Source organism: Pseudomonas sp. R25(2017) (assembly GCF_002112565.1).
In the GTDB taxonomy this organism is placed as follows: Bacteria; Pseudomonadota; Gammaproteobacteria; order Pseudomonadales; family Pseudomonadaceae; genus Aquipseudomonas; species Aquipseudomonas ekonensis.
In genome coordinates this window covers 122064-137340 of sequence record NZ_NEHZ01000005.1, presented here as the reverse complement: position 1 = coordinate 137340, position 15277 = coordinate 122064, and the positions used below count along the sequence as shown (strand labels likewise).

General features: G+C 65.3%; 10 protein-coding genes. 5 read left to right on the top strand and 5 right to left on the bottom strand.

The annotated features are described in order from the left end of the window. Nucleotides 1-166: 166 nt before the first annotated feature. The 3 genes from CAG31_RS08200 to CAG31_RS08190 form a co-directional block, all read right to left on the bottom strand. Nucleotides 167-3841 (bottom strand): translocation/assembly module TamB domain-containing protein, encoded by a 3675-nt coding sequence (locus tag CAG31_RS08200; protein ID WP_085579731.1) that lies wholly within the window; start codon nt 3839-3841, stop codon nt 167-169. Further along, entirely contained in the window at nt 3838-5565 is a 1728-nt protein-coding gene (locus CAG31_RS08195) for an autotransporter assembly complex family protein (protein WP_085579729.1), read from the bottom strand. The genes CAG31_RS08200 and CAG31_RS08195 overlap by 4 nt, the downstream gene beginning before the upstream one ends. 66 nt (nt 5566-5631) lie before the next feature. Next, nucleotides 5632-6282, bottom strand: a complete 651-nt coding sequence (locus CAG31_RS08190; protein WP_085579727.1) for an N-acetyltransferase — start codon at nt 6280-6282, stop codon at nt 5632-5634. A 198-nt stretch (nt 6283-6480) separates the two neighbouring features. Between CAG31_RS08190 and xthA the strand changes: the two genes are divergently transcribed. Continuing rightward, on the top strand, nt 6481-7293 hold the full coding sequence (xthA, locus tag CAG31_RS08185) for an exodeoxyribonuclease III (RefSeq protein ID WP_085579725.1): 813 nt from the start codon (nt 6481-6483) through the stop codon (nt 7291-7293). 205 nt (nt 7294-7498) lie between these two features. Continuing rightward, complete coding sequence (locus tag CAG31_RS08180) at nt 7499-8839, top strand: substrate-binding domain-containing protein (RefSeq protein WP_085579723.1); 1341 nt, start codon at nt 7499-7501, stop codon at nt 8837-8839. A gap of 46 nt (nt 8840-8885) precedes the next feature. Here CAG31_RS08180 and CAG31_RS08175 read toward each other — a convergent pair whose 3' ends face one another. After that, a complete protein-coding gene (locus CAG31_RS08175) occupies nt 8886-10115 on the bottom strand; it encodes an acyl-CoA dehydrogenase (RefSeq protein WP_085579721.1) in 1230 nt (409 codons plus the stop codon). Between the two features lie 159 nt (nt 10116-10274). Here CAG31_RS08175 and CAG31_RS08170 point away from each other — a divergent pair, with 159 nt between their 5' ends. The 3 genes from CAG31_RS08170 (at nt 10275) to CAG31_RS08160 (ending at nt 12838) form a co-directional block, all read left to right on the top strand. Then, nucleotides 10275-11204 (top strand): LysR family transcriptional regulator, encoded by a 930-nt coding sequence (locus CAG31_RS08170; RefSeq protein WP_085579719.1) that lies wholly within the window; start codon nt 10275-10277, stop codon nt 11202-11204. A gap of 186 nt (nt 11205-11390) precedes the next feature. Beyond that, complete coding sequence (locus CAG31_RS08165; RefSeq protein WP_085579717.1) at nt 11391-11792, top strand: MerR family DNA-binding transcriptional regulator; 402 nt, start codon at nt 11391-11393, stop codon at nt 11790-11792. A gap of 146 nt (nt 11793-11938) precedes the next feature. Continuing rightward, the gene (locus tag CAG31_RS08160; protein WP_085579714.1) at nt 11939-12838 is read left to right on the top strand and encodes a hydroxymethylglutaryl-CoA lyase; all 900 of its coding nucleotides are present in this window, start codon (nt 11939-11941) and stop codon (nt 12836-12838) included. Nucleotides 12839-13475: 637 nt separating this feature from the next. Here the strand turns inward: CAG31_RS08160 and CAG31_RS08155 are convergent. Beyond that, complete coding sequence (locus tag CAG31_RS08155) at nt 13476-15173, bottom strand: AMP-binding protein (protein ID WP_085579712.1); 1698 nt, start codon at nt 15171-15173, stop codon at nt 13476-13478. Between the last annotated feature and the right edge of the window lie 104 nt (nt 15174-15277).

Below are 15277 nucleotides of genomic sequence, written 5' to 3'. Positions count from 1 at the left end.
TAGTTGACTGCCGGACTGGGTCTTTGGTTGCGCACAGGCGGACGCCATCGCGGGCAAGCCCGCTCTCACAGGGTTCGGCGTCGTGCACTAATTGTGTATACGACCCAGGAACCTGTGGGAGCGGGCTTGCCCGCGATGGGAACGACTCGGTTTCGGAGTGAGCGGCCTAGAAATCCCGCTTGTAGAAGATGTCCAGCGAACTGGCCACGCCGCTGGCGGCTTCGAGGTAAACCTTCTTGCTCAGTTTGTAGCGCAAGGCAATGGTGTTGGCCGGCTCGAACACCCCCACGCCGTAGCGCAGGCTGAGCTTCTCGGAAATGTTGCCGCTGGCCACCACGCTGGTGGTGTTGCCGCTGCCCTGGGTATCGAGCTGGAAATCCTGGATCCCCAGGTTCTTGGCCAGCCCGCTGGTGACCCCGGAGCTGCCCATCAGCCCCAGCCCCAGCGCGGCCTGGGCGAGCATGTTGTTGTCCTCGCCGTTGCTGCTCAGCGGACGGCCCAGCACCAGGTAGGACAGCGCTTGCTCCTGGCTCATCGCCGGTTCCGAGAAGATCTGCGTGGTCGGCTGTTCGGCGCTGCCGCTCAAGCGGATGCCGGCGATGACGTCGTCGGTCTGGCGGATCGCTTCGATGTCCAGGTACGGCTGGTCGATGGGGCCTGCGAACAGCAGCCGCGCCCGGCGCACGTTGAGGCGCTGGCCGTAGGCGCGGTAGCGGCCGTCGTTGAGCCACAGTTCGCCGCGGGTGTCGAGGTTGTCGCCGATGTGCACCTGGCCTTGCAGGTTGGCGGTGAGGCCGAACCCGGCGAAGCTCAGCTTGTCCTGGCCGACGATCACGTCGATGTCCATCTTCATGGCCAGCGGCGTTTTGCCCTCTTCGGTCTGTTGGCCGACGATGACTGTGTCATCGGAGACTTTCACGGTCGATGGCGGTAATTCGCGCACGGTGATCTCGCCCTTGGGCACCATCACCTTGCCGGCCATGGCCAGTTCGTCGCCGGCCATGGAAATCTTCAGGTCCGGCGCCACTTCCAGTTTGGCGTAAGGTTCGACCGTGACCGGCAGCTGCGTACCCTTGAGCGCCAGGTCGACCGCCAGCGCCTGGCCCCAGGCGACATTGCCGTTCAGGCTGCCCTGCCCGGCCTTGCCGCTTTTCCAGCCGCCGTTCAGTTGCACGCTTTCCCCGGCGATCACCGCTTGCAGTTGCAGGGCCTGCAACTCCATCGGCAGCTCCGGCCCCGAGACTTCGCCGTCGCTCAACTGCACGGTGCCGTTGACCTGCGGCGCCAGCAGGCCGCCGGACACCGTGCCGCTGCCGTTCAGGCGCCCGGTGAGTTTCTCGACCATCGGCACGAACGGCCGCGCCACCGACAGGTCCAGCCCGGTCAGGCGGAACGAACCGCTCAAGGGCTTGTTCTTCGGCAGCGGGTTGAGCTGGGCCTGCACCATCAGCTCGCCCAGTTTGCCGCCGACGAAGTTGAGGTCGGTGTCGATGCGCTTGGGCGTGAGTTTGCTGGACAGGCGCAAGGTCTGGTACGGGAAGTCCAGCCACTGGTCCTTTTCACGCACGCGCAAGGTGCCGCCGCTGGCGTCGACGCTGATCAGGCCGTTGGGGCCGCTGGCCGGCAGGTCCAGTTGCAGGTCGGCGTTGAGCCGGCCCTGCCAGGCGAAATCCTTGGGCAGCCAGGCGGCCAGGCTTTCGATCGGGAATTGCTTGAGGTGGTAGCGCAGTTTCGGGTCGGGCATCAGCCGCTGGTCTTCGCCGCACAGGCTGGCGTTGCCGGAGATCCAGCAATGGGCGCCGAAGTTGATTTTGCCGTCGGCCAGGCGTTCGAGCTTCGCCGGCCCTTGCAGCTTCCAGTCCTGGCCGCCGGCCTGGATGTCGCCGCTGGCCAGGCGCCCGCGCCAGTTGCCCTTGTCCAGATTGCCGTCCAGGCCCAGGGCCAGTTTGAGCTTCGGCCCGAGCAGGTCGAGGTTGAGCTTCTGCTGCCGGATGTCGCCCTGGCCGCTGACGGTCAGCGTGCCCAGCGAGGTGTCGCCGGCCTGAATGCCGCTGCCCTTGAGGTCGATCTTCGCGCGCTGCGCGCCGTCGAGGGTGGCGTCGAGGTTGAGGCTTTGCAGGCGGTTGTCCTGGAACGCCAGTTGCGAGCCTTGCAGATCCAGCTTGCCCTGCGGCGCCTTGAGCGTGCCGGCCACATCGACCCGGCCATTGACCTGCCCGCGCAGTTGCGGCCAGAGCTGGGCCAGGCGTTGCAGCTTGATGTCGACCTGCCCGGTGAGCTTCTGCTGCAGGCTGCCCTTGCCGCTGATGCTGTTGTCGCCGAGGCGGATCTGCAGGGCGTTGAGGTTCCATTGCTCGCCGGCGCCGTCGGCCTTGGCTTGCAGCACCGCCGGCTGGCCGCGCAGCTTGCCCTTGAGGTCGAGGTCGGCGTTGAGGCTCAGGCGTTCGCCTTTCATCTCGCCTTTGCTTTTCAGCGGCCCGGCCAGGGTGCCCGGCAGCTCCGCCAGCCAGTACGCCGGGTTGAGGGCCGACAGTTCCAGCGCGGTGTCCCAGGCAATGCCGTCGGCGAACTGCACGTTCACATGGCCCTCGGCCTTGCCCTGACCGGCCTCCAGCTTGAGTTGCGGCAGAAAGACTTGCTTGAGGTTGCCGCTGAACGGGCTGCTCAAGCTGAACGCCCCCGCCGGGCCGTCCAGGGCGGCGGCGAAATTGCCGAGGTACTGGCCGTCGGTGTAGGAGACTTCGCCGGTGAAGGTGCGCAAGGCGACTTGCGGCTCGTCGATCTCCGGGTAGAGCCGACGCCACGGGAAGTCCCGCCAGTCGATGTTGGCCTGGGCGCTCAAGCCCTTGCTCCAGTCGATATGACCGGTGAGTTTGAGGCTTTGCTTGTCGTTGGCGTTCAGGTCGAGGCCGGCGATCTGCGCGCCGCTGGCATCCACCTGGCCTTGCAGCACCAGCGCCACCGGGCCTTGCTCGGCGGGCAGCGTGGCGTTGCCTTGCAGGCGGTAGCCGTTTTTCAGGTCGCCTTCGCCGGTCAGCAGCAATTGGTTGAATTGCAGGGTGTCCGGCAGATCGGCGCTCGGCTTGAAGGCGTCGCTGGTGATGCGCACCTTGGCGGGCAGGTGTTCCGCCAGCGGCTGCAGTTCGCCGCTCAACTGGCCGTCGAGGTAGCCGTGGCTGTCGGCGTGCAGATTGAGGGTTTTCAGCAGGTCGCCGTCGACCTTCAGCGCCAGCGTCCACGGTTTGGTGCCCGGCGCCGGCAGCGTCAGCTGGCCTTCGACGGTCAGCGGCCAGTCGCCGGTCGGTTGCAGCAGGCCGGCCAGCTTCAGGCTCAGGTCGTCGCGCTGCAACTGCACGTTGTCGATCTGCATGCCCTTGGCCGTCCAGTGCGCGGCCAAGCGCAAGTCCTTGAGCTGTTCATTGCCGTCCAGCAGCAGGCTGTCGACCTGCACGTCGCCCAGCTCGATGGCCACGGGCAGTTGCAGATCCGGCAGCTTGACCGGGCCGCTCTCGGTGGTTTCCGTGCCCGGCGCAAAGTGCAGGCGCACCTGTCCGGCCTTGAGCTGTTCGATGCACAGGGTCATGCGGGCCAGGCACAGCGGCGACCACTCGAACACCGGCCGGTCCAGCTCGACTCGGTTGCCGTCCTGTTGCCACAGCAGGTGATCGGCGCTCCACTGCCCGCCGAGCCGGCCCTGGAAATTGTCCACGCTCAGGCCCGGCACCAGGCCCAACGCCCAACGGCTGCCGGTCTCGGTGCCGAGCACCAGCCCGGCGCCCGACACCAGCAAAAGCGCCAGCGCCCCGGGCGCCAGCAACGAAATCTTCACAGCACGCTTCACAGCTCAGGCCCCATCGAAAAGTGCAGCCGGATGCCGCCGTCGTCGTCCAGCGCGTGGGCCAGGTCGAGGCGGATCGGCCCCACCGGCGACACCCAGCGCACCCCGATGCCGACCCCGGTCTTGAGGTTCGGCAGTTCGAGCTTGTTGAAAGAGTTGCCTTGATCGACGAAGGTCGCCACCCGCCACTTTTCGGCGATCGAGTATTGGTACTCGACGCTGCCGGCCACCATGTAGCGGCCGCCGATGCGGTCGCCCTTGGCGTTTTCCGGGGACAGGCTCTGGTAGTCGTAGCCGCGCACGCTCTGGTCGCCGCCGGCGAAGAACCGCAGCGACGGCGGCACCGACTTGTAGCCGTTGGTGGCGCTGCCGCCGACCTGCACCCGCCCGAGGAAACGGTGCTTGTCGAACACCGTGGTCAGGCCCTTGACCAGCGCCGTGCCGTACAACAGGTTGTTGTCCGAGCCCAGCCCTTCCTTCGCCACCTTGCTTTCGAACGCCAGGCGATAGCCGTTGTGCGGGTCGATGCGGTTGTCGCTCTTGAGGTACGCATAGCTGATGCCGGGCATCAGCAGGTTGCTGAGGCCGGAGTCATCGCCGAGCTGGTATTCCTCGCGCTGCCATTTCAGCGAGATCACCCGCTGCCAGCCGCTGGGCAGCTTGCTGTGCCACTCCGGGCCGAAGGTGAGCAGCTTGCTCAGGGTGTCGGAGCCGTCGATGTCTTCGTATTGGTAACCGCCGGCCCAGCGCAGCTTGTCGGTCAAGGGCGGGTCGAGCGGGATGTCGTAGAACAGCCCGACGTTCTGCCGGGGCGCCGACAGTTCGGCCTCCCAGCCGTAGCTGTCGCCCTGGGGGTTGACCCAATGGCGCGTCCAGTTGGCCTTGACCCGCGGGCCGACGTCGGTGGAGTAGCCCAGGCCCAGCCCCATGGTGCGCGGCTTGCGGGTGTCGAGCTTGACGTCCACCGGGATCACGTCGTTCTTGGCCGCCGTCGGCGCGGCATCGACGCGCACGCCTTCGAAGTAGCCGCTCGATTGCAGGGCCCGGTTGAGTTCGGCGATCAGCTCCGAATCGTACGGTTCGCCGGCCTTGAACGGCACCATGCGTTGCAGCAGGTCTTCGTCGAACGGCGTGTCGCCTTCGAACTTGACCGGGCCCAGCGCATAGCGCGGGCCGCTGTCGTAGATCAGTTCGATGTCGGCGACGCCGGCGCGGGGATCGACCGACAGCTTCTGACGAGTGAAGCGGCCACTGAAGAAACCGTAGCGCGAGGCCTGGTTCTGGATCAGCCGCTTGGCGTCTTCGTAGCGGCCATGGTTGAGCACCGAACCGGGCTTGAGCGCGTCGCTTTTCGGTACGCGGAACACCTTGAGCGACGCGGCCGGGCCGTCGATGCGCACGGTGACGTTGCGCAGGCGCACCGGCTCGCCCGGATCGACCTTGAGCACCAGGCGCGGCTTGTCGCCGCCCTTCACTTCGCTGTCGATCTGCGGCTGGTAATAGCCCAAGGCCTGGGCAGCCTTGCGCGCCTGCTCTTCGGCGCCGCGGCTGAAGCGCAGCAAGGCTTCTTCGTCGCGGTCGCCGAGGCTGCCGATATAGCCTTCTATATTGGCCTTGAGTTCATCGTTGGACGGTTTGACCCGCACATCCAATTCACTTTGCGCCAGCGCCGCGCAGCTGGTTAACAGCAGGAGCACGCCACCGGTAAATCTTCCTGGAAACTTCATAGGCGCGGATGCTATCACGAGCTCGGGAGCGTGATAGAGCCTTGGGGGCCGCGGAAAGTTCGCCCCTCAAGCCGTTGCAGTATGTAACACCTGCGGATTGGCGTGGAAAAACACATGCTCGCGCACCGGCCCGACCGCCACCTCGCCGATTTCTTCATAGCCCTGGCGCTGGTAGAACGCCAGATAGCGCGGGTTGCCGCTGTCGAGCACCACGCCGCGGGAGTGCTCGTCCACCGCGCACCAGTTGTGCACCGCCTGCAGCAACTGCTCGCCGAAATGCTTGCCCTGGAACTGGGGGTGAATGCCTAGCAGCGGCAGCACATGCACCGCCTCGCCGGGTACGCAGGCCGCCACGGCGGCGTGGTATTCCAGGTAGCGCCGGGTGCAGCGCAGACCGGTGCTCAGCACCATGCGCAGGCGCCAGGCCCAGCTCTCGGTGACGCCCAGCCGCCGCTGCGGCGGCGCGATCAGGGCGATGCCGATCAGGCGGTCGTTGACCAGCAGGCCGGTGGCCGGCAGCTCCTGGGCGAAATGCTGCTTGACCAGTTCGCGCACCGTGGCCCGCACCCGCTGCTCGTAGCCCGGGCGCTCGGCCTCGAACAGGTAGGCGAACGTCGGCTCATGACGGTAGGCCTGGTACAGCAGCGATCGCGCCTCGCGGGAATAGCCGCGGTCGAGCATGTGGATGTCGGCGATGGCGGTCGAGGTCTCAGGCATGGCGGTGATTCTCCCCGGTGGCGCGGCTGCGGCGGCGCTCTAGTTGGTACGAACCTGCCGGTGGCGGCGCAGTTCCCAAAAGGTATAGACCACGTCAGGACAACGCACATCTGACAGAACACCGCGAATCCCCCTACCCCACACTGGCCCCCATCCCACATGTCAGCTAGCATCGCCCTTTTGCCAGGACTGCCGACCATGAAGATTGTTTCCTTCAACATCAACGGACTGCGCGCCCGTCCGCATCAGTTGACGGCGCTGATCGAGAAACATCAGCCGGATGTCATCGGCCTGCAGGAAACCAAGGTGCACGACGACCAGTTCCCGCTGGAAGAGATCCGCGCCCTGGGCTACCACGTGCATTTCCACGGCCAGAAAGGCCACTACGGCGTCGCCCTGCTCTCGCGCCAGGCGCCCATCGCCGTGCATAAAGGCTTCGCCACCGACGAGGAAGACGCCCAGCGCCGCTTCATCTGGGGCACCTTCGCCGATGCCGACGGCACACAGGTCACCATCATGAACGGCTACTTCCCCCAGGGCGAAAGCCGCGACCACCCGACCAAGTTCCCGGCCAAGCAGCGCTTCTACAGCGACCTGCAACAGCTGCTGGAAAGCCAGTTCAAGAACGATCAGGCGCTGGTGGTGATGGGCGACGTGAACATTTCCCCGGAGGACTGCGACATCGGCATCGGCCCGGACAACATGAAGCGCTGGCTGAAGACCGGCAAATGCAGCTTCCTGCCCGAGGAGCGCGAGTGGATGGCGCGCCTGAAGAACTGGGGCCTGACCGACAGCTTCCGGCACCTGAACCCGGACGTGGCCGACACCTTCAGCTGGTTCGACTACCGCAGCCGCGGGTTCGAGGACGAGCCCAAGCGCGGGCTGCGCATCGACCTGATCCTCACCTCCCAGGCCTTACTGCCGCGGGTGAAGGCCGCGGGCGTGGATTATGAGCTGCGCGGCATGGAAAAGCCGTCGGACCATGCGCCGATCTGGCTTGAGCTGAGCTGATCCCCACCTGTGGGAGCGGGCCTGCTCCGGGCGGCGACAGCGTCCACCCCGTCGCCGCAACGGTGACTGAAACGGCCTCATCGCGAGCAGGCTCGCTCCCACAGGTTTTGCGGTGACCGCAGATCCTGTGGGGCCGCTGTCATTTTTCCGAAACCCTTCTGACTTAATCTCCCCGGCAATCCCCTTGGCCGCAAACGGTGCCGGCATGACCCTGCGTGTTCTGTTGACCCTTGTGCTGGGCGCCTGGCTGCCGGCGATGGCCTGCGCCGACGGCTTGCCGATCCCGGAACACGGCCCGGCGCTGCGCATCCAAGGTTCCAACACCATCGGCGCGGCGCTGGGGCCTGCGCTGGTCGAAGGGCTGCTGCAAGAGCAAGGCCTGCTCAAGATCCACCACGAAGACCCGGACACCGCCAACGAACAACGCATCGTCGGCCAGACCGCCCAAGGCCAGCGCGTGGTGGTGGAGATCGCCGCCCATGGCTCCAGCACCGGCTTCACCGCGCTCAAGAGCGCCGGCGCCGACCTCGCAGCGTCGTCGCGCCCGGTCAAGGACAGCGAACTGGCCGCCCTGCAAGCCCTCGGCGACCTGAAGAGCCCCGCCGCCGAACAGGTGATCGCCATCGACGGTCTGGCGATCATCCTTCACCCCGACAACCCCGTGCGGCAACTGGACACCGAACAGCTGGCCCGGATCTTCAGCGGCGAGGCGAAGACCTGGGAAGCCGTCGGCGCCAGCGGCGGGCCGATCCACCTGTATGCGCGGGATGATCAGTCCGGCACCTGGGACACCTTCAAGGAACTGGTGCTCAGCGGACGCGTTAAGACCTTGAGCAGCGCAGCCAAGCGTTTCGAGTCCAGCGAGCAGTTGTCCGACGCGGTGAGCGCCGACCCGCAGGCCATCGGCTTCATCGGCCTGCCTTACATCCGCCAGGCCAAAGCGGTGGCGATCATCGATGGCCAGTCCCAGGCCATGCCACCGTTGCCGGGGCTGATCGCCACCGAGGACTACCCGCTGTCCCGGCGCCTGTTCTTCTATTTGCCGCCCGCCAGCCAGAACCCTTGGGCCATGGCGTTGGCGGCGTTCGCGCAAAGCCCTCAAGGCCAGGCGATCGTGGCGGCCAACGGGTTCATCGCCCAGACCATCCATCCCATCGCCGTCTCCCCGAACGCGTTGATGCCCGAGGGGTATCAATCCCTCAGCCGCCACGCCCAGCGCCTGACGGTGAACTTCCGTTTCGAAGAAGGCAGCGCCAGTCTGGACAACAAGGCCCGCCAGGACCTGGCCCGGGTGCTCGATTACCTGCAACGCCACGGCAAGACCGACCGGGCGGTGACCCTGGTGGGCTTCGGCGACGCCAAGGACGATCCGGCGCGGGCCGACCTGCTGTCGAAGCTGCGGGCGATGGCGGTGCGGCGGGAGTTGGTGAAAAACGGAGTGACGTTGCGCGAGGTGCGGGGGTTCGGCGCGCTGATGCCGGTGGCGGCCAACAACGCCGACGAGGGGCGGATCAAGAATCGGCGGGTGGAGGTGTGGGTCCACTGAGCGTCGGGCGAGGGAGCAAGCTCCCTCGCCACAACAAAGCGCCGGCTCAGCGCTCGCTACGCAGCATCTCCTTGGGCACGTACTTGCCGATCTCGAACTTGCCGATGGCCGCGCGGTGCACTTCGTCCGGGCCGTCGGCCAGGCGCAGGGTGCGTTGCATCGCGTACATGTAGGCCAGCGGGAAGTCGTTCGACACCCCGGCCCCGCCATGGATCTGGATCGCCCGGTCGATCACCCGCAACGCGACGTTCGGCGCCACGACCTTGATCTGCGCGATCTCGCTCTTGGCCACCTTGTTGCCGACGGTGTCCATCATGTACGCCGCCTTCAGCGTCAGCAGGCGCGCCATGTCGATCTCCATGCGCGAGTCGGCGATCTTGTCGACGTTGCCGCCCAGGCGCGCCAACGGCTTGCCGAACGCGGTGCGGCTCACCGAGCGCTTGCACATCAGTTCCAGTGCCCGTTCGGCCATGCCGATCGAACGCATGCAGTGGTGGATCCGGCCCGGGCCGAGGCGACCCTGGGCGATCTCGAAGCCGCGCCCCTCGCCCAGCAGCACGTTTTCGTAAGGCACCCGCACGTTGTCGAACAGCACTTCGGCGTGGCCGTGGGGCGCGTCGTCGTAGCCGAACACCGGCAGCGGACGGACGATCTTCACACCGGGGGTGTCCACCGGCACCAGAATCATCGAGTGCTGGGCGTGACGCGGCGCGTCCGGGTTGCTCAGGCCCATGAAGATCAGGATCTTGCAGCGCGGATCGCAGGCGCCGGAGGTCCACCATTTCTTGCCGTTGATCACCCACTCGTCGCCGTCGCGCACAGCCCGGGCGGCCATGTTGGTGGCGTCGGAGGACGCGACGTCCGGTTCGGTCATGGCGAACGCCGAGCGGATCTCGCCGCGCAGCAGCGGTTCGAGCCAGCGCTGCTTCTGCTCTTCGTTGGCGTAGCGCACCAGCACTTCCATGTTGCCGGTGTCCGGCGCCGAGCAGTTGAACGGCTCGGCGCCCAGCAGCGAGCGGCCCATGATCTCCGCCAGCGGCGCGTATTCGAGGTTGGTCAGGCCGGCGCCCAGCTCCGATTCCGGCAGGAACAGGTTCCACAGGCCTTCGGCCCGGGCCTTGGCCTTGAGCTCTTCCATGATCGCCGTCGGCTGCCAGCGGTCGCCTTCGGCCACCTGGCGCTCAAACACGGCCTCGGCGGGGTAAACGTAAGTGTCCATGAACGCGGTCACGCGCTCACGCAGTTCCTGAACCTTGGGCGAATAAGCGAAATCCATGGGCACTACCTTTTGGTGAGAGGTTGTTCAGATCATGCAATCGATGCTAGAACAGCGCTGATAATTTACCTAGCCTATTCTCGGCATGTATAAACATTCATCACCGATATATGATCGGTTGATTTTCCGGGCCGCCTACAAAACAAGAGAAGCCGCGCAATGAATCTGAGCAAGGTCGACCTCAACCTTTTCATCGTCTTCGACGCGATCTACACCGAAGCGAACCTGACCCGCGCCGGGCAGATCGTCGGCATCACTCAGCCGGCGGTGTCCAACGCCCTGGCCCGCCTGCGCGAGACCTTCAACGACCCGCTCTTCGTGCGCACCGCCCAGGGCATGGTGCCCACGCCCATGGCGCAGAACATCATCGGCCCGGTGCGCAACGCGCTCTCGCTGCTGCGGGTGTCGGTGCAGGAAAGCCGGATCTTCAACCCGGCCCAGGCCGTCAAGACGTACCGCATCAGCATGACCGACCTCACGGAAGCCGTGATCCTGCCGCCGCTGTTCCAGCGCCTGCGGCGCCTGGCGCCGACGGTGGTCATCGAAAGCTTCCTGTCCAAACGCCGGGAAACCACCAAGGAACTGGCGGCCGGACGCCTGGACTTCGCCGTCGACGCCCCGCTCAACACCGACCCGCAGGTGCGCCACGTCAAGCTGATGGAAGACCGTTACGTGTGCGCCATGCGCAAGGGCCATCCGCTGGCGGGCAAGGAAAAGGTCACCCTCGACGACTACCTGGGGCTGACCCACATCCACATCTCCAGCCGACGCAACGGGCTGGGCTATGTGGACCTGGCGCTGGGCAAGATGGGCATCCAGCGCAAGATCGCCCTGCGTTCCCAGCATTACCTGATGGCGTCCCAGGTGCTGCAGCAGACCGACATGGTCATGACCGTCCCGGAACGCTTCGCCCGCCGCCATGACCTGCTGACGTTCAACCTGCCGGTCAACGATGTGCCGCCGGTGGAGACCCACCTGTACTGGCACGAAAGCACCGACCAGGATCCGGCCAACCGCTGGATGCGCGAACAGATGATCGAGCTGTGCCAGCAGGTGACGGCGCAGGAGAAGAAGCTGGACAGCGTGTAGGGCTTTTCTGCGCGTCATCGTTCATCGCCAGCAGGCTGGCTCCCACATGGGCCTGTGTTGCGCACATGGCTGTAGGAGTCAGCCTGCTGGCGATGGGGCCGGCACAGACACCGAATCCGCCGCCCCTTGACGTAAACGTCAACCTGCCATTAGCTTAGCGCCAAGTACCCCTTTTCGAGCGCTTCCATGAGCAGCCAGACCTACAGCATCTCCGACCTCGCCCGCGAGCTGGACATCACCACCCGGGCGATCCGCTTCTATGAAGAGCAAGGCCTGCTCAGCCCCGAGCGCCGAGGCCAGGAACGCATCTACTCACCGCGCGACAAGGTCAGCCTGAAGCTGATCCTGCGCGGCAAGCGCATCGGTTTCTCCCTGGCCGAATGCCGCGAACTGATCGAGCTCTACGACCCGTCCAGCGGCAACACCAAACAGCTCAACAGCATGCTGGCGAAAATCAGCGAACGCCGCGCGCAGCTCGAACAGCAACTGCTGGACATCGAACAGATGAAGCTGGAACTCGACACCGCCGAAGAACGCTGCGTGCAGGCGCTGGAGCAGACGCTCAAGAGTCAGCAGGCCGTGCAATAGCCCCACCCCATCCCCTGTGGGAGCCAGCCTGCTGGCGATGGCGGAGCGTCAGGCGACATCGACGTGGCTGAACCACCGCAATCGCCGGCAGGCCGGCTGCCACAAGGGCTCTCGTAGACGCCAGACACATACAACAGGTCAACGCCATGTCCCTCCCCTCCCAAGTACGCCTGATCGAAGTCGGCCCGCGCGATGGCCTGCAGAACGAAGCCCAGCCCATCAGCGTCGCCGACAAGGTGCAACTGGTCGACGCGCTCAGCGCCGCCGGCCTTGGCTATATAGAAGTCGGCAGTTTCGTGTCGCCCAAGTGGGTGCCGCAGATGGCCGGCTCCGCCGAGGTGTTCGCCCAGATCCGGCGCACGCCGGGCGTGACCTACGGCGCGCTGGCGCCGAACCTGCGCGGTTTCGAGGACGCCGTGGCGGCCGGGGTCAAGGAAGTCGCGGTGTTCGCCGCCGCGTCCGAAGCCTTCTCCCAGCGCAACATCAATTGCTCGATCAACGAAAGCCTGGCGCGGTTCGCACCGGTCATGGAAGCGGCGAAACAGCATGGCGTCACTGTGCGCGGTTACGTGTCCTGCGTGCTGGGCTGCCCGTATGAAGGTGCGGTGGCACCGGAGCAGGTCGCGGCGGTCGCCCGCGAGCTGTACGCGATGGGCTGCTACGAAGTCTCCCTCGGCGACACCATCGGCACCGGCACGGCGGGCGCGACCCGTCGGCTGTTCGAGGTGGTGTCGGCCCAGGTGCCGCGGGAGAAGCTCGCCGGCCACTTCCACGACACCTACGGCCAGGCCATGGCCAACATCTACGCCAGCCTGCTCGAAGGCATCAACGTGTTCGACAGCTCCATCGCCGGCCTCGGCGGCTGCCCGTACGCCAAGGGCGCCAGCGGTAACGTCGCCACCGAAGACGTGGTGTACCTGCTCAACGGCCTGGGCATCGAGACCGGCATCGACCTGGACGCCTTGATTGCCGCGGGCCTGCAGATCAGCGCCGTGCTGGGCCGCCCGACCGGTTCGCGCGTGGCCAAGGCCCGCAGCGCACAGTGAGGGGACACGGTGTTACCGCTGCGGCCCGGAATGCGGGCACGAACGAGTAACACGGAAACAAATTGTCTGGTTTTGCCTGAAGGAAAAATCCTTCAAAAAACTCAAACCATTGAATTTAAAGGATTTTTAAAAGTTGGCACGGCAACTGCTATCTCTCTGGCATAACAAGAATAAAAAAGTGGCAAACCAATAAAAACAAGACGAAACGACTCTGACATAACAAAAACAACACGGCAGAGACGCAGCTAACAGATTTTTTTGGAGAAGGTGTGCTTTTCAGGGTGCTCTTCGGAGTGACCCGCAACCGGGCAGAGAACAATAAAACTACCTTCAGGTAGCTCCCGTATCGGTTGGATCGCCTAGCGAGAAAGCAGATCAGCGCTCAAAAAAATACGTTTGCTCTTGATCCCGGATGGGGATCGCCAAAAAACGCAGCAAAGGGCCACGGTCACCAAAAACAACAACAGGCCGCCCCTCAATAATAAAAAAGAGCACGCGACGACAAAATTAAAGGGGAGCTTCGGCTCCCCTTTGTGCTGTCTGCGATCCTGAAAACACCCCCGACGACCGATCCCCGCGCTCCCACACGGCAATGCGCGAAGCAAAGCCTGTGGGAGCCAACCGGCCGGCGATGGCGTCAGCCCAGCCTGTCGCGCAACTCCTCGATGCTGATCTCGCGCATGCGGAACTTCTGGATCTTGCCGGTCACCGTCATCGGGAACTCCTGGACGAAACGGAAGTAACGCGGCGTCTTGAAGTGGGCGATGCGCTCCTTGCACCAGGCCTGCAACTCCTGCTCGGTGGCGCTGTGGCCGGGGTGGAACTTGATCCAGGCGACGATTTCCTCGCCGTAGCGCGAGCACGGAATGCCGATGACCTGCACGTCCGCCACCGCCGGGTGGGTGAAGAAGAACTCTTCGAGCTCGCGGGGGTAAATGTTCTCGCCGCCGCGGATGATCATGTCCTTGTTGCGCCCGGCGATGCACACGTAGCCTTCGTCGTTCATGCTGGCCAGGTCGCCGGTGTGCATCCAGCCGGCGGAATCGATGGCCTCGGCGGTCGCCTGCGGGTTGTTCCAGTAGCCGAGCATCACGCTGTAGCCACGGGTGCACAGCTCGCCGATGGTGCCGCGCGGCACCGGGTTGCCCGCCTCGTCGATGATCTTGCTTTCCAGCTGCGGCTGGGTGCGGCCGACGGTGGTGACGCGCAGTTCCAGTTCATCTGCGGGACCGGTCTGCAACGACACCGGGCTGGTCTCGGTCATGCCGTAGGCGATCTGCACCTCGCTCATGTGCATGTCGCTGATCACCCGGCGCATCACTTCGATCGGGCAGGTGGCGCCGGCCATGATCCCGGTGCGCAGGGCCGACAGGTCAAGTTCCGTGCGCTGCGGCTGATCGAGCATGGCGATGAACATGGTCGGCACGCCGTACAGCGCCGTGGCTTTCTCTTCGGCGGCGGTGCTGAGGGTCAGCAGCGGGTCGAACGCATCGTTGGGGTAGATCATGGTGCTGCCGTGGGTGACGCAACCGAGGTTGCCCATGACCATGCCGAAGCAGTGGTACAGCGGCACCGGGATCACCAGCCGGTCGGCGGCGGTCAGGCCCAGGCTTTCGCCGACCATGTAGCCGTTGTTGAGGATGTTGTAGTGACTGAGGGTCGCGCCCTTGGGGAAACCGGTGGTGCCGGAGGTGTACTGGATGTTCACCGGTTGGTCGAAGTGCAGGCTGTCGCTGCGTTCGCGCAGTTGCTGCGCCGTGACCCCGGCGGCCAGGTCCGCCAGTTGCGACCACGGCAGGAACCCCGACGGCGGCTGCGTATCCAGGCTGATCAGCCCGCGCAGGTCCGGCAGGTGCTCGCTGCGCAACTGGCCGATGGACTGCTCGGCCAGCTCCGGCAGCAGGCCTTGCAGCATGCCGTGGTAGTCGGAGCTCTTGAACGCGCCGGCGCACACCAGCCATTGGCAGCCGGACTGCTTGAGCACGTATTCCAGCTCGCTGCTGCGGTAAGCCGGGTTGATGTTGACCAGGATCACGCCGATCTTCGCCGTGGCGAACTGGGTGATGCACCACTGCGCGCAGTTCGGCGACCAGATGCCGAGCCGGTCGCCGGCCTCAAGCCCCAACGCCAGCAAGGCCCTGGCGTGCAGATCCACCTCTTCGGCCAGTTGCCGCCAGGTGTAGCGCCGCTGCTGATGGCGCACCACCAGCGCCTCGCCGTCCGGGTAACGCGCGACGGTCTCGTCGAACTTCTGACCGATGGTCATCGCCAGCAAGGCTTTGTCCTGGGAACCGCGGGTGTAGCTGCGCTGCGGGTTTGCACTGGGTTGATCCATGACGACCCCTATTGTCTTTTTTGTAGGAGCGTGGCGCTGGTGGCGAGAGGCTTGCGCAGCAGTCGTGAAACCGGCAGGCCGACGATGCCAGACGCACCGCAGAC